The organism is Streptomyces sp. NBC_00299, assembly GCF_036173045.1.
In the GTDB taxonomy this organism is placed as follows: domain Bacteria; phylum Actinomycetota; class Actinomycetes; order Streptomycetales; family Streptomycetaceae; genus Streptomyces; species Streptomyces machairae.
On sequence record NZ_CP108039.1, the window covers coordinates 9,224,969 to 9,247,797 of the forward strand.

19 protein-coding genes and 4 pseudogenes are annotated in these 22,829 nt (G+C 69.4%); 13 read left to right on the forward strand and 10 right to left on the reverse strand.

Annotated features, from left to right (window positions below; translation table 11 throughout):
- The first annotated feature begins 55 nt into the window (after positions 1-55).
- Complete coding sequence (locus OHT51_RS40940; protein WP_328883976.1) at positions 56-448, forward strand: VOC family protein; 393 nt, start codon at positions 56-58, stop codon at positions 446-448.
- Between the two features lie 169 nt (positions 449-617).
- Positions 618-1,799 (forward strand): PP2C family protein-serine/threonine phosphatase, encoded by a 1,182-nt coding sequence (locus OHT51_RS40945; protein ID WP_328883977.1) that lies wholly within the window; start codon positions 618-620, stop codon positions 1,797-1,799.
- A gap of 21 nt (positions 1,800-1,820) precedes the next feature.
- Here OHT51_RS40945 and OHT51_RS40950 read toward each other — a convergent pair whose 3' ends face one another.
- The 4 genes and pseudogenes from OHT51_RS40950 to OHT51_RS40965 form a co-directional block, all read right to left on the reverse strand.
- Complete coding sequence (locus OHT51_RS40950; protein ID WP_328883978.1) at positions 1,821-2,822, reverse strand: LLM class flavin-dependent oxidoreductase; 1,002 nt, start codon at positions 2,820-2,822, stop codon at positions 1,821-1,823.
- 55 nt (positions 2,823-2,877) lie between these two features.
- Positions 2,878-3,831, reverse strand: a complete 954-nt coding sequence (locus tag OHT51_RS40955) for an SMI1/KNR4 family protein (RefSeq protein WP_328883979.1) — start codon at positions 3,829-3,831, stop codon at positions 2,878-2,880.
- Positions 3,832-3,896: 65 nt separating this feature from the next.
- Positions 3,897-4,819, reverse strand: a pseudogene (locus tag OHT51_RS40960) (GNAT family N-acetyltransferase).
- Between the two features lie 413 nt (positions 4,820-5,232).
- A pseudogene (locus OHT51_RS40965) lies at positions 5,233-5,673 on the reverse strand (RNA polymerase subunit sigma-24); the annotation flags it as partial.
- Between OHT51_RS40965 and OHT51_RS40970 the strand changes: the two are divergent.
- Positions 5,655-5,795: pseudogene (locus OHT51_RS40970) on the forward strand (carboxymuconolactone decarboxylase family protein); the annotation flags it as partial. The pseudogenes OHT51_RS40965 and OHT51_RS40970 sit on opposite strands and share 19 nt — an antisense overlap.
- Before the next feature lie 117 nt (positions 5,796-5,912).
- Here OHT51_RS40970 and OHT51_RS40975 read toward each other — a convergent pair.
- Together OHT51_RS40975 and OHT51_RS40980 are read right to left on the reverse strand one after the other, a co-directional pair.
- Positions 5,913-6,977 carry a methyltransferase gene (locus OHT51_RS40975; protein ID WP_443052673.1) on the reverse strand — a complete coding sequence of 355 codons (1,065 nt, stop codon included), beginning with the start codon at positions 6,975-6,977 and terminating at the stop codon, positions 5,913-5,915.
- A 133-nt stretch (positions 6,978-7,110) separates the two neighbouring features.
- Complete coding sequence (locus OHT51_RS40980; RefSeq protein WP_328883982.1) at positions 7,111-7,938, reverse strand: helix-turn-helix domain-containing protein; 828 nt, start codon at positions 7,936-7,938, stop codon at positions 7,111-7,113.
- Positions 7,939-8,350: 412 nt separating this feature from the next.
- Between OHT51_RS40980 and OHT51_RS40985 the strand changes: the two genes are divergently transcribed.
- Positions 8,351-9,532, forward strand: a complete 1,182-nt coding sequence (locus OHT51_RS40985) for a DUF418 domain-containing protein (protein ID WP_328883983.1) — start codon at positions 8,351-8,353, stop codon at positions 9,530-9,532.
- 124 nt (positions 9,533-9,656) lie between these two features.
- Positions 9,657-10,223 carry a hypothetical protein gene (locus OHT51_RS40990; RefSeq protein WP_328883984.1) on the forward strand — a complete coding sequence of 189 codons (567 nt, stop codon included), beginning with the start codon at positions 9,657-9,659 and terminating at the stop codon, positions 10,221-10,223.
- A gap of 188 nt (positions 10,224-10,411) precedes the next feature.
- Here OHT51_RS40990 and OHT51_RS40995 read toward each other — a convergent pair whose 3' ends face one another.
- A complete protein-coding gene (locus OHT51_RS40995; protein ID WP_328883985.1) occupies positions 10,412-11,545 on the reverse strand; it encodes an AI-2E family transporter in 1,134 nt (377 codons plus the stop codon).
- 365 nt (positions 11,546-11,910) lie between these two features.
- On the opposite strand from OHT51_RS40995, the gene OHT51_RS41000 reads away from it, so the two are divergent.
- The 5 genes from OHT51_RS41000 (at position 11,911) to OHT51_RS41020 (ending at position 17,119) form a co-directional block, all read left to right on the forward strand.
- A complete protein-coding gene (locus OHT51_RS41000) occupies positions 11,911-13,194 on the forward strand; it encodes a phosphatase PAP2 family protein (protein WP_328884602.1) in 1,284 nt (427 codons plus the stop codon).
- Positions 13,195-13,335: 141 nt separating this feature from the next.
- A complete protein-coding gene (locus OHT51_RS41005; protein WP_328883986.1) occupies positions 13,336-14,001 on the forward strand; it encodes a nucleoside deaminase in 666 nt (221 codons plus the stop codon).
- 119 nt (positions 14,002-14,120) lie between these two features.
- Entirely contained in the window at positions 14,121-14,735 is a 615-nt protein-coding gene (locus OHT51_RS41010) for a dihydrofolate reductase family protein (RefSeq protein ID WP_328883987.1), read from the forward strand.
- 68 nt (positions 14,736-14,803) lie between these two features.
- A complete protein-coding gene (locus OHT51_RS41015) occupies positions 14,804-16,420 on the forward strand; it encodes a phospholipase D family protein (RefSeq protein ID WP_328883988.1) in 1,617 nt (538 codons plus the stop codon).
- A 72-nt stretch (positions 16,421-16,492) separates the two neighbouring features.
- Positions 16,493-17,119, forward strand: coding sequence for a glyoxalase (locus tag OHT51_RS41020; protein WP_328883989.1), 627 nt, complete (start codon positions 16,493-16,495; stop codon positions 17,117-17,119).
- 205 nt (positions 17,120-17,324) lie between these two features.
- On the opposite strand, the gene OHT51_RS41025 is transcribed toward OHT51_RS41020, so the two are convergent.
- From OHT51_RS41025 to OHT51_RS41035, 3 genes and pseudogenes are all read right to left on the reverse strand, one after another.
- On the reverse strand, positions 17,325-17,651 hold the full coding sequence (locus tag OHT51_RS41025) for a hypothetical protein (protein WP_328883990.1): 327 nt from the start codon (positions 17,649-17,651) through the stop codon (positions 17,325-17,327).
- Positions 17,648-18,618: pseudogene (locus OHT51_RS41030) on the reverse strand (amidohydrolase family protein). The gene OHT51_RS41025 and the pseudogene OHT51_RS41030 overlap by 4 nt, the downstream one beginning before the upstream one ends.
- A 29-nt stretch (positions 18,619-18,647) precedes the next feature.
- Positions 18,648-19,223, reverse strand: coding sequence for a hypothetical protein (locus OHT51_RS41035; RefSeq protein ID WP_328883991.1), 576 nt, complete (start codon positions 19,221-19,223; stop codon positions 18,648-18,650).
- 209 nt (positions 19,224-19,432) lie between these two features.
- Here OHT51_RS41035 and OHT51_RS41040 point away from each other — a divergent pair, with 209 nt between their 5' ends.
- Genes OHT51_RS41040 through OHT51_RS41050 form a run of 3 tightly spaced genes read left to right on the forward strand, consistent with a single transcriptional unit; the run spans position 19,433 to position 22,774 of the window.
- Positions 19,433-20,791, forward strand: a complete 1,359-nt coding sequence (locus tag OHT51_RS41040; protein WP_328883992.1) for a lectin — start codon at positions 19,433-19,435, stop codon at positions 20,789-20,791.
- A gap of 57 nt (positions 20,792-20,848) precedes the next feature.
- Entirely contained in the window at positions 20,849-21,991 is a 1,143-nt protein-coding gene (locus tag OHT51_RS41045; RefSeq protein ID WP_328883993.1) for a glycoside hydrolase family 19 protein, read from the forward strand.
- A gap of 15 nt (positions 21,992-22,006) precedes the next feature.
- Positions 22,007-22,774, forward strand: coding sequence for an NPP1 family protein (locus OHT51_RS41050; protein WP_328883994.1), 768 nt, complete (start codon positions 22,007-22,009; stop codon positions 22,772-22,774).
- Positions 22,775-22,829: the final 55 nt, after the last annotated feature.

A 22,829-nucleotide genomic window follows, 5' to 3' on the forward strand; every position in this document is an offset into this window, starting at 1 on the left:
CGCGTGATGTGCCCTGAGAGGTCAGGACGGATCACCCACGAAGGAGACACACGGCATGCTCGGACAATCGCACGCGTACAGCGGCTTCTCGGTCGACGATCTCGACGTGGCCCGCCGCTTCTACGGTGAGACCCTCGGCCTCCAGGTGGAGGAGACGGGACAGGGCGAGATGCGGATGCTGACCGTCAAGCTCGGCGGTGGCGCGCACGTCTTCGTCTATCCCAAGGACACGCACACCCCCGCGACGTTCACGATTCTCAACTTCCCCGTGGACGACATCGAGGCCGCCGTCGCCGAACTGGAGCGGCGCGGCGTGACCCTTGAGCGCTACTCCGGCTTCGACCACGACGAGAAGGGCATCGTTCGAGTCGGCCAGGGCGGCCCCGCGGCAATCGCCTGGTTCACCGACCCCGCCGGAAACGTGCTCTCCGTGGTCCAGGAGGACTGACCGACCGACCTCGGCATCATCAGGCGCCCCCTCATCCATACGGCGGTGTCGCCGGGGCCCGCTGCCGCCCCGGCCCGCCCCCGTCGCCGGGCACGCCGCGGGCCGCGATGTGAGACTGCTGAACGACGCGCCCGATCCGCGTCCCACGGTCGCGACGAGAGGAGACGAGGTGGTGACGGCCGAGCCCGGCGACGGTCTGCTGGAGGAGTTCCTCGCCGACCCGGAGAACGCGGCGCTGGACCTGTCCACCGCGGTGGCCCGCTGCTCCAAGGCCCTGGGGCTGCAACACGCGGTGATCTACCTCGCCGACCTCCAGCAGCGCCGGCTGGTCCCGCTGACCGACGCGGGCGCCCCTCTTCCGGTCGACGACTCGCTCGCCGGCTGGACGTACCGCACCCAGTCCCTGCGCGTGGAGGAGTCCGAGGCCGGCGGCATGACGGCCTGGCTCCCCCTCCTGGACGGCGCGGAGCGGCTCGGCGTACTCGCGGTGCACTCGCCGGCCCTGACACCGCTCTCGCTGCGCCGCAGCCGTACCCTCGCCGCTCTCCTCGCCATGATGATCACGTCCAAGCGGGCCTACAAGGACTCCTTCGTACGACGGACCCGCAGCGAACCGATGCAGCTGCCCGCCGAGATGCTGCGCGCCTTCCTGCCGCCCCGCACGATCGGCACGGCGCACGTCGTGTCCACGGCCGTACTGGAGCCCGCCTACGAACTCGGCGGCGATGCCTTCGACCACTCCCTCACCGAGACCACCCTGCACGCCGCCGTCCTCGACGCCATGGGCCACAACCTGGCCTCGGGCCTGACCACCGCGGTGTCACTCGCCGCCTGCCGCAACGCCCGGCGCACCGGGGCCGAGCTGCCGGAACTGGTGCAGAGCGTGGACGACGCCCTGGCGCGATGGCTCCCCGACCAGTTCTGCACCGGCGTCCTCGCCCAGCTCGACCTGGCGAGCGGCGCGCTGCGCTGGACCAACTGCGGACACCCCGCGCCGCTGCTCATCCGGGACCAGCGGTTGCTGGTCGACGCCATGGAGAGGGAGCCCGAACCGCCGATGGGGCTGCCGTCCCTGCTCGCCCAGCGCACCCGGCAGACCCATGAGATCGCCCTCCAGCCCGGCGACCGGGTGCTGCTCTACACCGACGGCGTCACCGAGTCCCGTACCCGGGACGGCGGCATGTTCGGTCTGGAGCACTTCACCGACTACATCATCCGGGCCACCGCCGCGGGCGAACTGGCACCGGAGACCCTACGGCGACTGATCCACTCGATCCTGGACGCACAGCCCGGGAGCCTTCGGGACGACGCGACGCTGCTGCTGTTCGAGTGGTGGCCGCCGACGCGGTGAGTGGCGGCCAGGACGCCCTGCCTATGCGGTGGCAACCGGCTCGTCGCCCAGCGCGGGTGACGACGCGGCGATGAGCTCGAAGGACCGGAGGCGGTCCTTCAGGGCGTACACCGGTGACACGAGCATCAACTCCTGCGCGCCGGTCGCGTCGGTCAGCTCCGTGAGACGGCGTACGACGGTCTCGGGGTCGCCGTACGCCTGGTGCGCGTGGAACGCCGCGAGAGCCTGCCGCTCCTGGTCGGTGAAGGGATGCACGGCCGCCTCGGCGGGGGTGGGAAAGGCGATGTCGCTTCGCCCTTGGAGAAGTCCGACCTTGACGACGTTCATCGGCCCGACGAGCCATTCGGCCTCTTCGCGCGTCGGGGCGCACACCGCCTCCACGCACAGCAGCACACGCGGGCTCGGGCACCAGCGGGACGGCACGAACTGCGCGCGGTAGTACTCGATCGCAGCAATGGTGTTCTCGGGGCGGAAGTGGTGGGCGAAGGCCATCGGCAGACCGAGCTGCGCGGCGAGAGCGGCACCGGCGGTGCTGGACGCCAGCAGCCATGGCTCGGGCAGCGAGCCGAGCGCGACCTCGTCCACCAGGAAGCGCAGGGTCGCGGCCACGTCGTCGCGGTACTCCTCGTCCGTCGCCGGCCCCGCCCCACGCCGCAGCGCCAGGGCTGTCGCCTCGTGCACGGTCCCCGGGCCACGGCCGATCCCGAGATCGACGCGATCGGGGTGCAACGCGGCGAGTGTGCCGAACTGTTCGGCCAGCATGATCGGAGCGTGGTTGGGGGCGAGGACCCCGCCGGAGCCCAGCCGGATCGAGGACGTCGACGCGGCGGCATGAGCGACCAGCACCACCGGTGGGAAAGCGCCGATGGCGGGGGAGTGGTGATGCTCGGCGTACCAGAGCCGTCGGTAGCCGAGCCCTTCGACGCCACGGGCGAACTCGGTCGTGTCCCTCAAGGTGTCCGTGGGGTCCGTACCGCTCTGGACCATCGCGACTTCGAGTACGGAGAGCGGCACACCCATCATGTGATCAGTATGGCCGAACGCGTCGTGGTTGGAGGACTCTTGCACGGTGAGCCGGTCAGCCGGTCAGGCGCCGCCACCGGTCCTCCGTCGCGTGGCCGAACGCGCTGCGCCACACGAGCGCCCCACCGATCAGGCCGGGCTTGTCCCGCGTGGCCAGCGCCGGGGCTTCGAGCATGTCGGCGGCCTCTTCCAAGTAGGTGACCAGCGTGTCGAGTTCTTCGCCCGGGGCGTCGTTGTAGCGGGACCAACGGCCCAGGTAGCCGGTCGCGGTGTCCAGGTACAGGCCGGAGGTGCTGTCAGCGGGACCGCGTGAGACGACAGGAATCCAGGTCGCTCTCCACACGGTGATCTGCTCCTCCTCGGGCCGGCCGGCGTTGCGGGTGTCGTGGTCGGCCTGGTGGTCCGACCTCCGCCGGTAGACGTCGGCGACGGCGTCCAGGGTCATCAGCGCCTCGTTGCCCGGAAGGCATCCCGCGCCCCAGCCAGCGGCCCCTTCGTCGCCTGCGCTCAGAAGCCACAGGGTGCGCAGCTCGGTGGGTATGCGGACGCCGAGATCGTTCTCCAAGGCGGCGATCGCGGAGAGCTCAGCGCCTGAGCGGAGGGCGGCATAGGAGTCGGGGGCGGTGAGCCGGAGACGGCGGAGGATACGCAGCCAGGCGTCGGCGATCTGCCGTACGGTGACGGCCTCGACAGTCGGGTCGACGGGCTGGACCTGCTCCTGATCTGGGTCCTCCTCCTGGACGGCCACTACGGGCTCGGCGGAGGGGGCGAGGTTCACGTACCGGATCTGGATCCAGTCCGGCTCGCGGATGTAGCCGACGGCCAGGTCGGGGCAGTCCTCGTACAAGTCGCCCTCGACGATGACGGTGAGGATGCCGGGCTGATTGGACGGCGTGCCCATGTCCGGGTCGTCGGCCAGCCGGCCGGCCAGGACCTTCAGGGCGTACGGGGCTCCCGCCCCGAACTGGGCAGCGGTCTCCTGCAAGAACGGGGGGAGCTCGACGTTCAACGGTCCTGTACTCCTTGCTGGTTGGCCGGGCTGGCCGGGCCGTGCTGGGCGGGCGGTACGCGTGATCAGTTCCAGGTCATGTTGATCTCACGCCCGAAGTTGACGTACTGGGCCCGCCGGAAGGCGTTCGCCATGGGGACGTTGCCGAGGTCCGTGGCGGCACGGATACGGGGAACGTCTTGCTCGGCGAGGATGCGGGTTCCTTCGGCGAGGACGTCGTCGATGTAGCCGTTGCCGCGATGTGCGGGCAGGACCGCGAGGTAGGCGATGATCGGGTTGTAGCCGTTGTGGGCAGGGACCACGAACCCCACCGGTTCTCCATCCGGCAGTGTGGCGATCCGCCACCAGTCTCGCGGGCTCGTGTAGCGAGCGAGTTCCCCCTCGTAGTGCTGGGTGGCCGCCTCCCGGGGACTCATCCGCGTCAGTTCGTCACGGCCGTGTGCGTCCAGCGTGCCGTCCAGGACGAGGGCCATCAGGGCCACGAGTTCCCCGGCATCCTGGACCGGCCGGAAGAGCAGACGCTTGCCGGGTCCGGGAACCGGTGACGTCGGACTCCATTCCAGGCGCAGGCGCTCAACGAAGAGCCGGGCACCGGTCCGTTCCCGTACCGTCATGCGGTCTTCGACGACCTGCCTGGTCGCCGCGTTGTCACGCCAGTCCGGCGGGATGAACGGCTGTACTCCGGGGGACGGGAAGGGTCCGGGAGGACAGCGGCCATGGCCGTCCGCAGAAGCCGCACCCCGATGTCCAGGCGAGCGGGATTCGGGGCCCTGTCGTCGATGTCGAGGACATCCAGGATCAGTGGTGCGTCCCCGCCGGGCCGACTCCACCAGGCGGCCCTGGCCAGCAGGCGGTCACCGTGCTGGGCGACCCACATCCATTCGGGACGTCGACGGCCGGCGGCAAGGTCGTCGGCCAGTTCCGGGTCGAGGACGTAGGGCAGTTGAGAGACGAGGTCGAGTTCCTCGCGTCCGGTGATCGGACGCATGGTCAGGTCGTTCAGTTCCACGGTCAAGGCACACTCCGGTCAAGGCGCCTGTCCGCTCCGGGGTCAGACGCGGTCCGCGCCCCGGGAGGACACAAGCGCGGTGATCATGGGGATCATCTGCTCATCCCTCCTCTCGCTGTCATCCCCTCAGCCCTCGTGGCCGGGGGCCAGCCGCAACATCTATCCAAGGGCGGCCCGGCCCGCAAACTCTTTTCGCACACAGGGGCGTTCACGCCTCGGCGCGGGGGTCACGCAGGGCGATCGGGACGTGGGCCGGGCGGCGTATGCCGTGGCGGCGGCGCACAGTGCCTGCGGCACGTCGGCAGCGGGGGGTTGGTGTGTATGAGTCCCGTCAGCGGCGGGGACAGCGCTGCCCCCGCCGCCTGGGTGCCCTCGGAGCCGGACGGCCGGGATCAGCGGCTCACCGCGGTCTCCTGCTCCACGCGTGACAGCTTTTCGGGGGTGCGTACGGCGTAGAGGCCGCTGATGAGGCCGTCGTCGATGCGGACGGCCAAGACCGTGTTGATGCGGCCGTCCAGCCGGAGGATCAGTGCCGGATGGCCGTTGATGTGCGCCGATTCCAGCGTCGCCGCGGCGCCGAATCGCCCCAACCCGGCAACCAGGGGGGCCACCTCGGCAGCCCCCACGACGGGCGCCGACACGGCCTGCACGACTCCGCCGCCGTCGCCCAGCAGGACTACGTCCGGCGCGAGAACATCGAGCAGCCGTTGCAGATCGCCCGAATCGACGGCCCGCCGGAAGGCGTCGAACGCGTTCTGCGCCTCGGCCGGAGACACGGCCCCGCGCGGGCGGCGTGCTGCGACGTGAGCCCGCGCGCGGTGACTACGACGACGACCAGATCGCCGCGCTGGTCTCCCTGGTGGCCATGATCAACGCCGCCAACCGGCTCGGCGTGATCACCCGCACGCAGGGAGGTTCGTACGAGCCTGGCATGTTCGCCGACTCGTCGAGCTGACGGGCCGGCAGGTGACGTGGGGCCGGTCCGGCCCGGTCCGGCCCGGCCTGCGCCATTGGGGCGGGGCCGGGCCCGCGCATGCCCGAGCGAAGGTTGGAACTGCGGTGCTGCTGGGTCCTATTGGGCCGTGGCTTCGAGGATGGAGTAGGGCTCGGCGTCGGCGAGCGGGGTGATGGTGGTGAGGGTCAGGCCCGCGCGCCGGCACAGGTCCTGGAAGTCGTTGCGGGTGCGTTCCTTGCCGCCGAGGTTGACGAGCATGTTGAGGTCGCTCAGGTAGGTGATCGCGCTGTCGAGGGCGTTTGCTTCGGGGTGGCCGGCGACGGCTTCGGGGAGCACGGGCTCCACGATCAGGACGGCACCGCCAGGTGGCAGTACCTCGCGGCAGTGGCTGAGAATGGTGACTGCCTGGTCGTCCGTCCAGTCGTGCAGGATGCTCTTCATCACGTAGAGGTCCGAGCCCGCGGGGACGGAACTGAAGAAGTCTCCGGCGACCAGCGAGCAACGGTCGTTCAGCCCGTGCCGCTCCAGCGTCTTGGGTGCTTCATCCAGGCCGTGCGTCGTGTCGAAGACGACGCCGGTGAGGTGTGGATGCGCGTCCAATACACCGGCCAGGAGGGTTCCGTCCCCTCCACCTACGTCCGTGACGGCGGTGAACCGGCCGAAGTCGTAGGCGAGCGGCAGTGCGGCGGTGGTCTCGGAGACGGCTTGGCTCATAGCGGCGTTGAACTGCGAGGACAGTTCGGTGTGTTGGGCGAAGTGAGTGAAGAAGTCGGTGCCGAAGACGGTGTCGAAGGCGATCTCGCCGGTGCGGACGCTGTGATCCAGGTGTTCCCAGGCGCGTACCACGGTCGGATCGGTGAATGCGCGCACGAACGATGCGAGCGAATCGGGGTGTTCGGCGCCGAGCAGCGCGCCGGCTCCGGTCAGCGAGAAGCTGTCGGGGGCACGTTCCCTCAGCAGGCCGAGGGCGGCAAGGGCGCGTAGCAGCCGAGTCATGTGCTGGGGCTGGGCTCCGGCATCGGCGGCCACGTCGGAGGCCCGGCGTGGGGTGTCCCCGACCAGCTCCGCCACCTGCAACTGGACTGCTGCACGGAGGGTTTGCGCGGCCATGGATCCGAAGGTGAGGCGGCCGATCAGGTCGCGGTCGGCTGAGTGCGCTGCTCGGGTATCGAGGTTCGTCACAGGTGCGGTCCCTTCTTGCTTTCGGTGCTTTGGGTGCCTTCGGAGGATTCGAGGATTCGGCGGCTTTGGTGCCGAGGGGCGTGAGGCGTGCAGGCGCAGGTATCGGCGGGTTCTGGGTCTCGGCCTGCAGGGGCTAGCCGGCGGTCGTGTTCCTGTCGACGAGGACGCGTGGTGTGCATCCGGCGTGGGCGAGTACGTCGCGGTGGAGGTGGGACTGGTCGGTGTATCCGCAGGCCAGGGCGACGTCGGCGGCGTTGTGGCCGGCGGTCAGTGCCCGGGCGGCGTGATCGAAGCGGACCAGCATGGCGGCGCGTTTGGGTGTGAGGCCGACCTGGGCGGTGAACCTGGACCACAGCCGCTTGCGGCTCCAACCGCAGGATGCGGCGAGGTCGTCGACCCGTACCCGCCCCCGCTGGTTCACGATCAGATCCCATGCGGCGGCGACCTCAGGCGCCATCGCCGGGGCTTCGGCAGCACGCCTGGTGAGGAACTCGTCCATCAGCGCCAGGCGTTCCTGCCAGGTCGCGGCCTCCCCCAACTGCTCCCGCAGGCGCTCCTCGTGACGGCCCCATAGGTTCTCAAGGGCAGTGATGGAGCGGTCCAGTTCGTACGGGGAGACCCCCAGCAGTTCGTAAGCGGCTCGGGGAGACAAGCGCATCTCGATGCACTCGACGCGCCTGCCGCGAATCCGGGCCGAACCGGGTGACAGCGCGGCAACTAGGCTGTTCAGTGGCTGGAGCCCCGCAGGCCCTTCGACTGTGAGCGGGTCGTCTCCGAGCCCGATGACGACGATCACGGCAGGCTGGGGGAGGACCCGGAGATCCAGTCCACCCGCGATACGATCCCGGAACCCTGCCATCCACACACCGTCCAGAGACGTGCCGCCGTCCAACTGGGCGACTTCCCAGCCGTGTGCGGCGTCGCGGTCCGTGGGGGAGGAGCCCACCTCGTAGCTGCGCATGCCTCTACCGTGGCCGACTTCTCGGGGCTTGTCTTGGACGAATGTTCCGAAGGGTGCGGTACTAAGGGTGTGGTTGGTTCTGGTGCTGGTCGGGCGTGGCAGGGAAGGAACTACGCGCTCGGTCGGCCGGCGGGGCAACCGTCCGGCGACAAGTAGGGCGCGGTACCACGCACGACGGGGTTCGAGAACCAGGCGACGGATGCAACTCCCAACGCCGGTCGACCCGGTAGGCCTCTCGTAGTCAGGCGGCGTTCGCGTCGTAGTCAGGCGGCGTTCGCGTCGTAGTCAGGCGGCGTTCGCGCCAGTGTCAGTGCCAGTGCCAGTGCCAGTGCCTGCACTGCATCGAAGGATGTACGACGTTTTCGTCCGGCCGCACGACGATCGGGCCGCAAAGCGCGGAGAACCTGAAGGCATGCCCAACAGCCTTCGCGGGTCCTTTGACGAAACGTCCTCCACCCGGTCCGCGGCCCCGCCCCGGCTGCCGTTGCTCGATGTGCTGCGTGGAGCGGCGATTCTCGGCACGCTGATGACCAACGTGTGGATCTTCGCGACGCCTGGCTCGGAGTGGGCGATCCTGCAGGGGACGCCCATGCCGGACCCGCTGGGTGAGCCGGCTGAGGCGCTGTTCCGGTTCCTCGCCGACGGGAAGTTCCTGGCGCTGCTGACGATCCTGTTCGGTGTAGGTCTGGCGATTCAGTACGACTCGGCCGCCCGCCGCGGCACCCCGTGGCCGCGCGGCTACCGGCCCCGCGCGCTGTTCCTGTTCGCGGAGGGCACGCTGCACTTCGTCCTGGTCTTCGGGTTCGACGTGCTGATGGGGTACGCACTGACGGCTCTGCTGATCGCGAGGCTGCTGGCGCGTTCCGAGCGCGTACGGCGCGCGGTGATGTGGACGTCGGTGAGTCTGCACGTGGTCCTGATGTCGCTGATCACGGTCGCCCTGCTGGCCGCGCCCTCGGACGACTCCGGGAACGAGGTGTCCGACGCGGCGGTGGACGTGTACGCCCACGGCAGCTGGTTCGACCAGATCGCCTTCCGGCTGGAGAACGCGATCCCCCTGCGGATGGAACCCGTCTTCTCCTTCGGCCTGCTGGTCTTCCTCTTCCTGCTCGGCGTCCGCCTCCACCGCGCCGGCGCCTTCACACCCACTGACCGGGGGCGGCAACTGCGCTCGCGGATGGCTGTCTGGGGCCTGGGGCTGGGCATTCCGTTCAACGCGGCCCTGTGGCTTGGCGGGGAGGAGTTCTTCTTCCTCGGCCGCTATGTCGCCGCCCCGATGGTCGCCGTCGGCTACATGGGTCTGGTCGGCGTCGCCCTGGACCGCGGGTGGTTCCCGGCCTTCCTGACCCACGGGCTGTCCGCGGTCGGCCGTACGGCACTGTCCTCCTACGTCCTGCAGAACGTGCTGTGCATGCTGGCCTGCTACGGCATCGGCCTCGGCCTGGCCGAACACTTCGCCGGCAGCGGCCCCTGGTGGGTGATGGGCCTGTGGGCGACGGTCTGCGCCTTCCTAGTCGCCGCCTCGACCCTGTGGCTGCGCCACTTCTCCCACGGCCCGCTGGAGTCGGTCCAGCGCCGGGTGCTGCGCCGCTGAGCCGGTACAGCGGGGTGGGCGCGCCTTGGATCTGCTTCGGGGCGACGGGCGGCCGCCGCCCCGCCCCGGCGACACGCCCTGACGTAGCGTCAGACAGGCAAGGTCGAACACCTACGCTGACGGCATGGGCCACGACGACAGCGAGGGCACCGCGGGTCTGCCCTTCCCGGCCGGCGGCCCGGCGGCCGGGGCGGGCAAAGATCCGCGGACCACGGCCGATTGGCTCAACTGGCTCAAGGAACGGCTGTACGCGACCATCACCATGATCTCGGTGGTGATCGGCCTGACGGCGGCGGAGCACCCTTCCGCCGCCGGCGCCGCGGCCAGTGTGGCGGCCGCCGCGGTGGGCCTCTGGCTCGCGACGCTCGTCGCCGACGAGCAGGCCCACCGCACAGTGCACGGCCGGGTTGCCACCGGCGCGGAGCTGCGCCGGATGCTGTGGGTCAGCAGCCCGTTGCTGCTGTCCGCCGTCGGCCCGCTCGTCCTCATCGGCTCCGCGGCCTTGGACGTGATGGATCTGGACACTGCCCTGTTCATCGCGGCCGGGGTCAACGTGGCCGGCCTGTTCGGCTGGGGCTGGTACGGCGGCGTCCGGATGGGCAACAGCACCACGGCCGGCCTCCTGGCCGGCGTGCTCGACGCGGTGATCGGGGTGGCCGTCGCCCTGGTCAAGGCCGCCGCCGGCCACTGACCGGCCGTACCGCCCGTACCGGCCCCGTGGCCCCACGTACCGGCCCCGTGCCACCCCGTACCGGCCCCGTGCCGGCCGAACTGGCGCCGTACCGGCCGTCCCTTCCCAGCACCCGCGCCGGCCCCCTCCCACTCCCCATCCCTCAACTCACCCCGCCCCACTCCAAGACCGGTCACCAAAAACACGGCTCAGGCGCTCTCGTCACCCGACCTCGCCCCGACCCCTTCCGGTTCGTCGGTGCGGCCTCGCAGTGCCTGGCACACCGACCAGAGGACGGCGACCAGCGGTACGGCCACAACGGCGCCGATCACTCCCGCCGCCACCGCTCCGCCGACGACCGCCAGCGCCACCACCACCGGGTGCAGGCGGACGGCCCAGCTCATCACGATGGGGTGCAGGAGGTGGCCCTCGATCTGTCCGATGACCACGATCAGGGCCACGACCAGCAGGGCGATCAGTACTCCCTTGGAAGCCAGCGCGACGACGGCCGCGACCGCGAGAGCGATGGGCGAGCCGATCAGCGGGATGAAGGCGGCCGCGAACTCCAGCAGCGCCAACGGCACGGCGAGGGGCACCCCGAGGGCGAGCAGGGCGATGCCAACGAGGACCGCGTTGGTTCCCGCGACCAGCAGGATGCCGTGCGTATAACCGGTGAACGTCCGCCAGGCGGCCGCGCCCGCGACGGCGAAACGCTCACGGGCCGCGACGGGGAGCTGGTCGCACAGCCATTGCCACTGCTTCTCGCCGGAGTGCGTGAAGAAGACCGCACAGAACAGAGCCAGGGCCAGCACGGTCAGCACCTCGAGCAGCCGGCTCGCCCCGCTGAGCGCCGTACTGATGAGGGTCGAGCGGTGACTCGACAGGAGTTTGCCGATCCGGGACTGGAGATCGTCGAACACGTCCGGGGGAAGCCGGAACGGAGGCTCCTCCAGCTGGCGTTCGATCCGGTCGATCCCCGTCACGAACTCCCGCTCCAGCCCGCTTCGCTGGTCCGCCACCGTCTCGCCTACCAGGGCCAGCGCCCCGAGGACGAGGACGATGCCGCCGATGAGGGACGCGGCGACCGCGAGTGGCCGGGGCATGTAGCGGGCGAGGAGGCCGGCCACCGGGCGGAGCACGGCAGCCATGACGAGACCGAGGAAGACGGCGACGGCGATCCGGTGGAACTGCCCCAGCACGGAGAAGACGACGCGAACGACGATGCCGATGGCGATGATCCGCCATGCGTACGCGGCGGCGGTTCGCAGCAGCGCCGGCACGCGCGACTCCACGCCGCTCGGATGCTCGAGCGGAGTGGCGGGCGGATCGGGGGGCGCGGCCATCTCATGCCCGTACCACCCGACGGCCACCGGACCGCGCGGCCGACGCGCAATTCCCCCGAAGGCCGGTACCGGCAGAGCCCAGGCGGCCTGTCCGGCGGGCTGCCTGGCGAACGGTCACCGTGCTGAGCGTGCGTCAGTTCACCGAGCCGAAACCTACTGGCCTTCTCCGCTAACATGTTCGAACTCGCGATGATCGCCCTCATCGCAACTCTTGACCCAAAACCGTATCAATCAGAGCAATGTGACCCGTTTACCTAACATCTGAAAACCGGCCAAACAAATTGATACCCATGTCGTCGCGGGCGTTCTCGCGGATAAAAAACAGAATCAAGTTCGTCTTCGCCGCGTGGCGTCAACCGCGGGCGATGCTGTGGACCGCGGCGGCTCTGGTGGCGCTAGGGTTCCTCGTCGCGCTGGAGATCGCCGCGCGTCACTACGGCATACCGGGGCCGATCACCACACAGGCGCGAGAGGTGATATTCCCGCCCAAGTCGGGTTTCCTGCTCTACGCCGGTATGGCGTTGATGATGGTGGTGCTCACCCGGCGACAACGGTTCATCGCGGTTGGTGCCGCGATGGGCATCGACCTCATAGTCCTCGTGGTGCGGTGGGCGGCCGGCATAAAGGTGACCGAAGGCCACCCCTTCGGCAACGGCGCGTTGTGGGTGATGCTTGGCTGCGCGGTCATCGCCGTCACGCGCCGCACCGGCCGGGAACGTGCCCTGCTGCTGAAGGGCGTGGGGCTGGGCCTGCTGCTGGTGGCCGGCCGCAAGACCGGCGACGCCTGGCTGCACATCACGGCGAAGACCCGCCCGGTGGTGCTGGACCAGTACATGGCAACCGCCGATCAGGCGCTGGGCAACCCGTCGTGGCTGGTGGGCCGGGTCGTTCGGGCCACCGGCCCGGCCGGCGCCCACGTTCTCGACTACGTCTACGTCCAGCTCGCTGTCGCCTCAGTCGTCGTCGCGCTGTACCAACTGCGCCACGTGGCCGCCGAGCGCCGCTTCCCGAGCCATCATCTGGTGCGCACGTTCCTCGTCGTCGGCCTTCTCGGGCCGGGCATCTACATGATCTACCCGGTGGTCGGACCGATCTTCGCCTACGGCGTCGACGGCGGCCAGTGGGCGGTGGCCAACCTGTGGCCGGAGACGGCGCCGCCGATCGGCACGCCGCACGCGATGCCGTTCGACGAGATCACCCCACGCAACTGCATGCCCAGTCTGCACACGGCCTGGGCCACCGTGATCTTCCTGCACTCCCGCAAGGGGCCGCGGATTCTGCGATTCGCAGGCAGCTTCTGGCTGATCGCCACGCTCGGCGCAACTCTGGGATTCGGCTACCACTACGGCGTAGACCTCGTCGCCGGCGTGGTGTTCGCGCTCACGATCGAAGCGGCGATGCGTTCGCTGGCCCGTGGCTGGGATCGGTCGGGAATCCAGTTGGTCGCCTACGGCACGACCGTCTTCGCGGCCCTGTTGGTGACGTATCGCTATCTGCCGACGGAGATGGCCAGATATCCGTTGGTGTTCGGGCCGCTTCTTATTCTGGCGATGGTCTCAGTGATTCTCGGCTACATGCGGACCACCAGACTCTGGGAACCGAAGGTCGTGCCGGGGAGACAACTGGAACCGCAGCCCGAACTGGTCTGACTCGTGGCGCACCAGGTTCTGTGCCGGCCCCTCGGGCTTGGTGCGCCATGGGCCGGAGGCATGACGCCGACCCGAATCGGAAACCATCTGTGATGGTTCGATCACTCCGTGGAGTTGTCGGTGGCGGGCAAGGAGCAGCGTATGGACTCGGGCAGGCGTCAGTTCCTCGGTAGGTTCGGAGCCGTGGTGACGGGAGTCGCGGCCCCTATCCCGCTCCCTCGGCATGCGGTGCAAGAGAGCAACGCCGCCCCGGACTTCAGCCCCGGTACGAACGCGGCGACGGACCTGCGAACCGGCACCGCTACCACCACCGGCACCCGTCACGAGCAGTTCATGTGGCGGGCCATCGAGGAGGCTCGGAGGAACCCCGAGTGGCCGTTCGGCGCGGTGATCGTGGACAACCGCACCGGCGAGATCCGGGGGAGCGGGGTCAACACCGGGGCGGACAGCCCGCTGCTGCACGGCGAGGTGGTCGCCATGAATGACTACGTGGATCGCCACGGCAACCAGGGCTGGTCCGACACCACCCTCTACACCACGGGCGAGCCCTGCTCGATGTGCATGAGCGCGATGGCGTGGGCGAATCTGCGGCGTGTCGTGTGGGGCAGTTCCATCGACGAGATCCGCCGTACCGAGATCATTCAAATTGATCTGTCGGCACGGGAGGTGGCCGCCGCCGCGCGGTCCTTCTACACTCCCGAGCTGCTGCTGTGCGGCGTGCTCGCCGGCCACACGAACCGCCTCTTCCGGGACGCCCAACGGCTGCGCCAGAGCCTCCCGGACGCGCCGTCGGCCGGTCTGTCGTGACGTTGGCTCTCCGGTGATGAATTTTCGGCGATGAAGTTCGGGCGATGAAGTTCGGGCGATGAATTTCTGCGGCGGGACCGGTCGACATGTACGAGGACCCCCGACGAGAGGAACCGATCATGGCCACCGCGGAGACTCCCCACAGCCCCGACGACACGTTCCCCAAGGCCCTGCCGGACACGGAACCACAGACGGCCGCGGGGAAGGTGCTGTTGCACTTCTCCATGTCGCTGGACGGGTTCGTGGCAGGGCCGGAGCATTCGATGGACTGGCTGACGGGCATCTCGTCCCGGCCCGGCATCATCGAGGAGTACGTCGAGACGACCGGCGCGGTGCTGGGCGGTCGGCAGGGCTGGGATGCCTACCCCGAGCCCGGCGCCGTCTACGGCGGCGCGTGGCAGGGGCCGCTCTTCGTCCTGACGCACCATCCTGAGGACGCCAAGCAGGCCGAGGGCGTGACGTTCCTGAGCTGCGACGTGGCCGAGGCGGTGCGGATCGGGTTGGAGGCCGCGGGCGGCAAGAACCTCGAGGTCTTCTCGCCCACGATCGGGCGGCAACTCCTCGAACGCGGACTGGTCGACGAGATCGACCTGCACATCGCGCCTGTGCTGCTCGGCGACGGGGTCCGATTCTTCGACAACCCCGGGGGCGTGCCCATTCGGCTCGAACTGCTCAACGGCAGCGACCGAACCGCGGAGGTGAACCTGCGGTACCACCCCGTCGCGAAGAGCTGACGGCTCTCGGAGCGCAGGATGAGGGGGCGCGAACGGGGTACCCGATGTGTCATCGGGAGGCCTGGGCTGTGGAACTGAGCAACTGGTTGCTGACCTCGGCCGAGCGCGGCAACAGCGCCACACGCCTGGACAGCCGTCGGTCGGGCCGCCAGGCGTGGTCGTACGGCAACCTGGTGCGGCCGCTCGTCCACGGCGCGTCGTACTTCCCGGCGCTCCTCAGCGCGATCCGTGCGCAGCGTGCAGGGGACCTGCTCCTGTTCACCGACTGGCGCGGCGACCCCGACGAGCGCCTGGACGGACCCGGCAGCGAAATCGGTGCCGTCCTGGCCGAGGCGGCCCACCGAGGAGTGATCGTCAAGGGGCTGCTCTGGCGCTCCCACCTGGACCGATTCCAGTTCAGCGAGGCCGAGAACCGGCACCTCGGCGACGTGATCGAAGCGGGCGGCGGCGAGTGCCTGCTCGACATGCGAGTACGCCCCGGCGGCTCGCACCACCAGAAGCTCGTCGTGCTCCGGCATCCCGGCCGAGCGGATCACGACGTCGCGTTCGTCGGCGGTATCGACCTGTGCCACAACCGCAACGACGACGTCGCGCACCGCGGGGACCCCCAGTCAATGCGCATCGCCGCCGCATACGGACCGCACCCGGCGTGGCACGACATCCAGCTCGCGATACGCGGACCGGCCGTCGGCGACATCGAGGCCGGCTTCCGCGAACGCTGGGAAGACCCCGCGCCCCTCACCCGCAGCCCGCTCGTCCGCCTGCGCGAGCTCGCTCACGACGAGGACACCCGTGCCGACACGCTGCCGGCCCAGGCCCCCGACCCGCCGCCCTGCGGCACGCACATCGTCCAGGCCCTGCGCACCTACCCCAACCGGCTGCTGCGCGGCTACGACTTCGCCCCCGACGGTGAGCGCAGCATCGCGCGCGGCTACCGCAAGGCGCTGCCCAGGGCCCGGGCCCTGATCTACCTGGAGGACCAGTACCTGTGGTCTCCGCACGTCGTGGAATGTTTCGCCGAGGCACTCGACGCTCACCCCGGCCTGCGCCTGATCGCGGTCATCCCCAGCGTCCCCGAGCAGGACGGCCGGCTCACCCTGCCGATGAACCTGATCGGCCGGATCACGGCCCTGGACAGGCTGCGCCGGGCCGGCGGCGGGCGCGTCGCGGTGTACGGGCTGGAGAACCATGTCGGGACGCCGGTGTACGTGCACGCCAAGGTGTGTGTGCTCGACGACGTGTGGGCCTCGGTCGGATCCGACAACATCAACCTCCGCTCCTGGACCCACGACTCGGAACTCACCTGTGCCGTCCTGGACGAGAGCCCGGACCCGCGCGAGCCATGCGACCCCGGCGGTCTCGGGGACGGTGCGCGCACCTTTGCCAGGGATCTGCGCCTGGAACTCATGCGCGAGCACCTGGATGTGGAGGCACCGGGAGTTCCGGACGCGCCTGACGAGCTCTGCGATCCCTTGAAGGCCTTCGACGCCTTCGCCGCAAGCGCCGCCGCGCTGGATGCCTGGCACGACAACGGACGGCACGGCCCCAGGCCTCCCGGGCGTCTGCGTACCTATCGCCGGCCGAACCTCTCCCACACGGCCAAGACGCTCTACGCTCCTCTGCACCGCCTGCTCGTCGACCCGGACGGCCGACCGTTCGGGCTGCGGCGCCGCAACGAGTACTGACCAAGCGCTCGGCTTTCGTTACGGTCAGGAATCGAGAAGCGCCGGTGGCCGGCCCTGACTAGCGTCATACCCATGACTTCCATCGAATTCGTCACCCTCGAGGTGGCCGACACCGCCACCGCCAGCAGCTTCTACGCCACCGCCTTCGGGCTCGGCAACCAGGTACGCCTGGAGGCATCCGAGACACCGACGACCGGCTTCCGCGGATTCACGCTGTCGCTGGTGGTGTCCCAGCCGGGCAACGTCAACGCCCTCGTCGACGCTGCTGTGGCAGCCGGCGCCACGACGCTGAAGCCCGCCGCCAAGTCGCTCTGGGGCTACGGGGGCGTCGTACAGGCTCCGGACGGGACGGTCTGGCAGATCGCGTCGTCGTCGAAGAAGGACACCGGCCCGGCCACCCGGGAGATCGACGAGATCGTGCTCCTGCTCGGCGTCGAGGACGTGAAGGCCAGCAAGCAGTTCTACGTCGATCACGGCCTCGCCGTCGCGAAGAGCTTCGGCGGCAAGTACGTCGAGTTCGCCACCGGCTCGGGCCCGGTCAAGCTGGGCCTCTACAAGCGCCGTGGCCTGGCCAAGGTCGCCGGCATTTCGCCCGACGGCACGGGATCGCACCGGCTCGCGATCGGCAGCGATGCCGAGGCCTTCACCGACCCGGACGGCTTCGCGTGGACGACCGCCTCGGAGACCGCCTCGCTGTGAACCGGGCGACGCACGGGGCGGCGGACACGGTTGTCGCAGGCGCGGCCACCATGGTGCGCGCGCCGGCTACCGCCGTGGCCGTACGGTCCATCGCACAGCGGTGACAGAGGCGGGCATTGGTATGGGTGGGACCGCTGAGCAGGGCTGAAGGTTGTAGCTCGCAGCGGACCCCCGGGTGCCAGAGGCGCCCCGACCCTCACCACCTTCAGTGGGCGAACTCGGGCGCCTGATAGGGGGCCCACCAACTGGTGAGGGCCCAGATCCCCAGGGCGGCCGCGGCGACGGCGGCCAAGGCGGCGAGCCACGGGCGGTGGAACCGGCGCAAGGTGAGCAGCCAGAAGGTGAGCGGCACCAGGGCGCCGCCCGCGGCGACCAGCGGCAGGTCTATGTAGAGGACACTGAGGTCCCTGTGGAGCCCCTCGAAGCCGCCCTCCACATTGACCCGTGCCAGTGGGGCCCAGGCCAGCAGCGCCGCCACGGCACCCACACCGGCCACAAGGAAACCGGCGAGGCCCTTGATCTCTTCCCTCATGTCAGGTTCGGACGCCGCAGCCCCGCGGGCAGTTCCAGTCCGAAGAGCTGTGCCGCGTTGTCGTGGCACACGGCTCGCAGCCACGCGTCTCCGAGTCCCAGCCGCTCCAGGGCCTGGAGTTGGTGGATGTACGGGTAGGGGATGTTCGGGAAGTCGGAGCCGAGCAGGATGCGGTCGCCGAGGCCGGCCAGCCGGGGCAGGGCATGGCGCGGGAACGGCGTGAGCTGTTCGGCGAAGTCGGTGAACGCCATCGTCGTGTCCAGCCGCACCTCCTCGTACTGCTCGGCGAGGCCGAGGAACTCCTCGTACTCGGGCATCCCGAGGTGCGCGATGATCAGCCGCAGGCGGGGTGCCGTGCCAGTACCCGTGCGATCGGGTCGGGCCCGGTGTGTTTCCCGGGCGCCGGCCCGGAGCCGCAGTGGATCACGATCGGAATGCGCGCTTCGGCGAGCAACCCCCACGCCGGCTCGAGCAGTTCGTCGGCCGGGTCGTACGCACCCACCTGCACGTGCGCCTTGAAGACGCGCGCGCCCGCCTCGACGGCATCGCGGACGTAGGCCTCGACGCCCGGTTCGGGGTGGAGGGTCGCGGTGTGCAGACAGTCGGGGGTGCGGCGGGCGAAGTCGGCCGCCCAGCCGTTCAGCCATCGGGCCATGCCGGGCTTGTGCGGGTAGAGCATCGCGGTGAAGGCACCTACGCCGAACTCGCGGAGGACGGTGGTTCGTTCGGCCTCCTCCTTGCGGTACGTGATCGGCCATTCGACTCCGGTCAGCGGCCCCAGGGCGTCGAAGTAGTCCCACACCTTGCGCAGGACGCGTTCGGGCATGAAGTGCGTGTGGACGTCGACCAGTCCGGGAAGACCGAGCCGGCTCCAGAAGCGGCGGACTGCAGCGGCCTCCCCGCCGGTGACGTGAGCGGCGGGGCCGGGCTCGGAGGAATCGGCAGGGTGGCCAGGTTGAGGTGCCATGCGGTGATCCTTCGATGTCGCGGTCGGCTTCAGCGCAAGGGGGCTTCGAACACGATGCCCAGGTGTCGTAGGAGGCCGTCCCGCTGCTCGGCTGTGGCCAGGACCATGTAGTCGTCGCCGAGGTCCGCGCCTTCCTGCTCGACGCAGCGGAACTCCCGCGGGTCGTCGGGTGGGCTGAGCGCTTCGATGGCCGCCTGCGCCGCTCCCATGTCGAGGTAGTCGTTCGACTCCTGCTCGATGCCGAAGGAGAGGGGCCGGCCGTTGCATTCGAAGTGCATCGTTCCCAGGCCGCAGTCCTCTTCGTCCGGGTCGCTCTTGTCGAAGCGGTAGTTGGAGACGGCGACGCTGCCGCCGGTGAGGACCGCGGCCTCGTTGAGCAGCCATTCGTAGTGCTCGTCGGCGAAGTCGACGTCGTCGGAGTGGATGGACACGGCCACGCCGAAGCCTTCGAGGGCGTCGGCGACTTCGTGGCGTCGTTCCATCGGCTCGCTCGCGTAGTCGGAGGCCTCGTCCAGGACTGTCCGGGCCTGCTCTTCGGTGATCATGCCGAGTTCGGTGAGGACCTCGGCGATCCGCGCATAGGTGATCGACTGGGTGTTCGCCATGCGTGCATCCTGTCAGCTGCCTGTGGGGAGGTGCGGAGGTGGCCGATCGGTGGCTCCAAGTTGCTTCTCTCACGGCTTACTTCATGTCTTGACGAAAATGGTCCATACCTTTAGGTTCACGGGTCAGCCAGGCACCGTGCGACGCACTCACCGTTCACGAGGTGAATGCGCATCGGTTGTTCACACCCCCCACGAAGGGCTCCGCGCGCATGCCCAGATCGCTCCCCGCAGCCTGCTCACTCACCGTGCTCTGCCTCGCCACCGGCCTGCTCACCGCGTCGCCCGTGCAGGCCGCCACCGGCACCGTCACCGGCCTCGCCGGCAAGTGCCTCGACGTCGCCGGAGCCGACTCCGCCAACGGCACCGCCGTACAGCTCTACGACTGCAACGGCACCGCTGCCCAGCAGTGGACGGCCGGCAGCGACGGCACCCTTCGTGCTCTCGGCAAGTGCCTCGACATCATCGGCAGTTCGACCGCGGACGGGGCCAAGGTGCAGCTGTGGAGCTGTACCGGCGCCGCCAATCAGAAGTGGTCGGTCTCGTCCGCGCGTGACATCGTCAACCCGCAGGCGAACAAGTGCCTGGACGTCACCGGCAACAACGCCGCCAACGGCACCCGCATCCAGATCTGGAGCTGCGGCGGCGGCGCCAACCAGAAGTGGAACGCACCCGCCCCCGGCGACGGCACCAACCCCTCCGCGCCGATGGCCGTGGCGCCCTACCTCTACAACGGCTGGGGAAGCCCGCCGAACCCCACCACCGTCACCAACGCCACCGGCGTCAAGTACTTCACCCTCGCCTTCGTCCTCAGCAACGGCTACTGCAACCCCCAGTGGGACGGCGGCCGTGCGCTGACCGGCGGAGTCGACCAGCAGACGATCAACACCGTGCGGGCGAACGGCGGTGACGTCATCCCGTCCTTCGGCGGCTGGAGCGGCAACAAGCTGGAGAGCTCCTGCTCCACCGCGAGCGAGCTGGCCGCCGCCTACCAGAAGGTCATCAGCACGTACGGGCTCAAGGCCATCGACATCGACATCGAGGCCGAGGCCTACAGCAACCCGACCGTGCAACAGCGCACCGTCGACGCCCTGAAGACCGTCAAGGCCAACAACTCCGGACTGAAGGTCTACGTCACCATCGGCACCGGCCAGAACGGCCCCGACACCAGCCTGATCAACCGGGCGGCGAACTCGGGGCTGACCGTGGACGGCTGGACCATCATGCCGTTCAACTTCGAGGGCGCCGGTCAGAACATGGGCAACCTCTCCGTGCAGGCGGCCGAGGGCCTGAAGAACTCGCTGAAGAGCGCGTACGGCTACACCGACGACCAGGCCTACCGGTCCATGGGCATCTCGTCCATGAACGGCATCACCGACCAGAACGAGACCGTCACGGTCAACGACTTCCGCACCATGCTCGCCTACGCCCAGCAACACCACCTGGCGCGGCTGACCTTCTGGTCGGCCAACCGCGACCGCCCGTGCACCGGCGGCCCCGCCGACAGCTGCTCCGGCGTGAACCAGTCCGACTGGGACTTCACCCGCGTGTTCGCCGGCTACACCGGCTGATCCAGCCGCCCCCGCCGGCTCTTGGCCCCTCAGCGCACCGAAGGAGCGTCCTCGACCATGCCTCTTTCCCACCACAGACAGTCCGGTACCAGACGCGGTCCCGTCGGCCGGTTCGCGGTCTTCGCCGCACTCTCCGCCGTTCTCACCACGCTGTTCACCGTGACGCCCGCCCAGGCGGCCGACGGCACGATCACCGGACTCGCCGGCAAGTGCGTCGACGTGGCGGGCGCAAGCACCGCCAACGGCACCGCCGTACAGCTCTACGACTGCAACGGAACGGGCGCCCAGATCTGGTCCAACCAGGGGGACGGAACCCTGCGCGCGCTCGGCAAGTGCCTCGACGTCGTCGACCGCAGTACCGCGGACGGCGCGGCGGTCCAGCTGTGGGACTGCTCGGGTGGCGCCAACCAGCAGTGGGTGGTCACCGCGGCCCGCGACATCGTGAATCCGGCTGCGAACAAGTGCCTCGACGTCCGGGAGAACAACAGCGCCAACGGCACCCGGCTGCAGATCTGGAGCTGCACCGGCGCCGCCAACCAGAAGTGGAACGCGCCGGCGAGCGGTGGCGGCGGCAACCCGTCCGGGTTCGTCGTGAGCGAGTCGCAGTTCAACCAGATGTTCCCGAACCGGAATTCGTTCTACACGTACAGCGGCCTGACCGCCGCGCTCAGTGCCTACCCGGGCTTCGCCAACACCGGCAGTGACACGGTGAAGAAGCAGGAGGCGGCCGCGTTCCTCGCCAACGTCAACCACGAGACCGGCGGCCTGGTCCACGTCGTGGAGCAGAACACGTCCAACTATCCCCACTACTGCGACTGGAGCCGGCCCTACGGCTGTCCCGCAGGTCAGGCGGCCTACTACGGCCGCGGCCCGATCCAGTTGTCCTGGAACTTCAACTACAAGGCCGCCGGTGACGCGCTCGGCATCGACCTGTTGAACAACCCCTGGCGGGTGCAGAACGAGTCGGCCGTCGCCTGGAAGACCGGCCTGTGGTACTGGAACACCCAGTCCGGCCCCGGCACCATGACCCCCCACAACGCCATGGTGAACCAGGCCGGCTTCGGTCAGACGATCCGCAGCATCAACGGCTCCCTGGAGTGCGACGGCAAGAACCCGGCGCAGGTCCAGAGCCGCGTCGACGCCTACAACCGGTTCACCTCGATCCTCGGCGTCTCGCCGGGCGGCAACCTCTACTGCTGAGCCTGGAGCCGTGACATGCGCAAGCTGAGATCCCTTGCCGAGGGCGCCCTCGGCGCCCTCGGCGCGATGACGCTCGTCGTGGCCCTCCCGGCGAGCGCCCACGCGAACGTCCTGACCCTGCTGCCGCAGAACGCCGACGGTCTGGAGCAGACGTTCTCCCCGGCCTACGACTACGACGGCGACGGCTGCTACGCCACGGCCGCCATCGGCGCCGACGGGACCCTCAACCCGGGTCTCAAGCTCGGCGGCGACGTCAACGGCAACTGCCACGACTACGCGCAGCTGGCGAACGCCAACACCTACTCGCGCGCGAAGTGCAACAACGGCTGGTGCGCGGTGATGTACGCGAGCTACTTCGAGAAGGACCAGATCACCCTCGGTCCGGCGGCCCTCGGGCACACCCACGACTGGGAACACGTCATCGTGTGGATCAGCAACAACCAGGCCGAGTACGTGTCGGTGTCCCAGCACAACACCTACCAGCTGGCGGCTCGTTCGGCGATCCGCTTCGACGGCACCCACCCGAAGATCGTCTACCACAAGGACGGCGTCTCCAGTCACTGCTTCCGGTTCGCCAACACCAACGACGAACCGGCGGAGAACGCCACCGGCACCTGGTTCTTCCCGCGCTTGGTGGGCTGGGAGGGCTATCCGGCCGGATACCGCGACAAGCTCATGAGCGCCGACTTCGGCTCGGCCACGATCAAGATCGACGACGGCGACTTCCAGTGGGCTCTCGACTACGCGAAGCCCTCCGGGATCCCCTTCGACGCCTACGCGTGACGCTCGACAGTGCACGGCCCCGCAGGCGATCGCCTGCGGGGCCGTGCCTTTGGTG

Bases quoted from the DNA above. Each gene is read 5' to 3' on its own strand.
- OHT51_RS40940 (WP_328883976.1), top strand. From the start codon at position 56: ATGCTCGGACAATCGCACGCGTACAGCGGCTTCTCGGTCGACGATCTC.
- OHT51_RS40950 (WP_328883978.1), bottom strand. From the start codon at position 2,822: ATGATGGGTGTGCCGCTCTCCGTACTCGAAGTCGCGATGGTCCAGAGC.
- OHT51_RS40980 (WP_328883982.1), bottom strand. From the start codon at position 7,938: ATGCGCAGCTACGAGGTGGGCTCCTCCCCCACGGACCGCGACGCCGCA.
- OHT51_RS40985 (WP_328883983.1), top strand. From the start codon at position 8,351: ATGCCCAACAGCCTTCGCGGGTCCTTTGACGAAACGTCCTCCACCCGG.
- OHT51_RS40990 (WP_328883984.1), top strand. From the start codon at position 9,657: ATGGGCCACGACGACAGCGAGGGCACCGCGGGTCTGCCCTTCCCGGCC.
- OHT51_RS40995 (WP_328883985.1), bottom strand. From the start codon at position 11,545: ATGGCCGCGCCCCCCGATCCGCCCGCCACTCCGCTCGAGCATCCGAGC.
- OHT51_RS41000 (WP_328884602.1), top strand. From the start codon at position 11,911: ATGCTGTGGACCGCGGCGGCTCTGGTGGCGCTAGGGTTCCTCGTCGCG.
- OHT51_RS41005 (WP_328883986.1), top strand. From the start codon at position 13,336: ATGGACTCGGGCAGGCGTCAGTTCCTCGGTAGGTTCGGAGCCGTGGTG.
- OHT51_RS41010 (WP_328883987.1), top strand. From the start codon at position 14,121: ATGGCCACCGCGGAGACTCCCCACAGCCCCGACGACACGTTCCCCAAG.
- OHT51_RS41020 (WP_328883989.1), top strand. From the start codon at position 16,493: ATGACTTCCATCGAATTCGTCACCCTCGAGGTGGCCGACACCGCCACC.
- OHT51_RS41025 (WP_328883990.1), bottom strand. From the start codon at position 17,651: ATGAGGGAAGAGATCAAGGGCCTCGCCGGTTTCCTTGTGGCCGGTGTG.
- OHT51_RS41035 (WP_328883991.1), bottom strand. From the start codon at position 19,223: ATGGCGAACACCCAGTCGATCACCTATGCGCGGATCGCCGAGGTCCTC.
- OHT51_RS41040 (WP_328883992.1), top strand. From the start codon at position 19,433: ATGCCCAGATCGCTCCCCGCAGCCTGCTCACTCACCGTGCTCTGCCTC.
- OHT51_RS41045 (WP_328883993.1), top strand. From the start codon at position 20,849: ATGCCTCTTTCCCACCACAGACAGTCCGGTACCAGACGCGGTCCCGTC.
- OHT51_RS41050 (WP_328883994.1), top strand. From the start codon at position 22,007: ATGCGCAAGCTGAGATCCCTTGCCGAGGGCGCCCTCGGCGCCCTCGGC.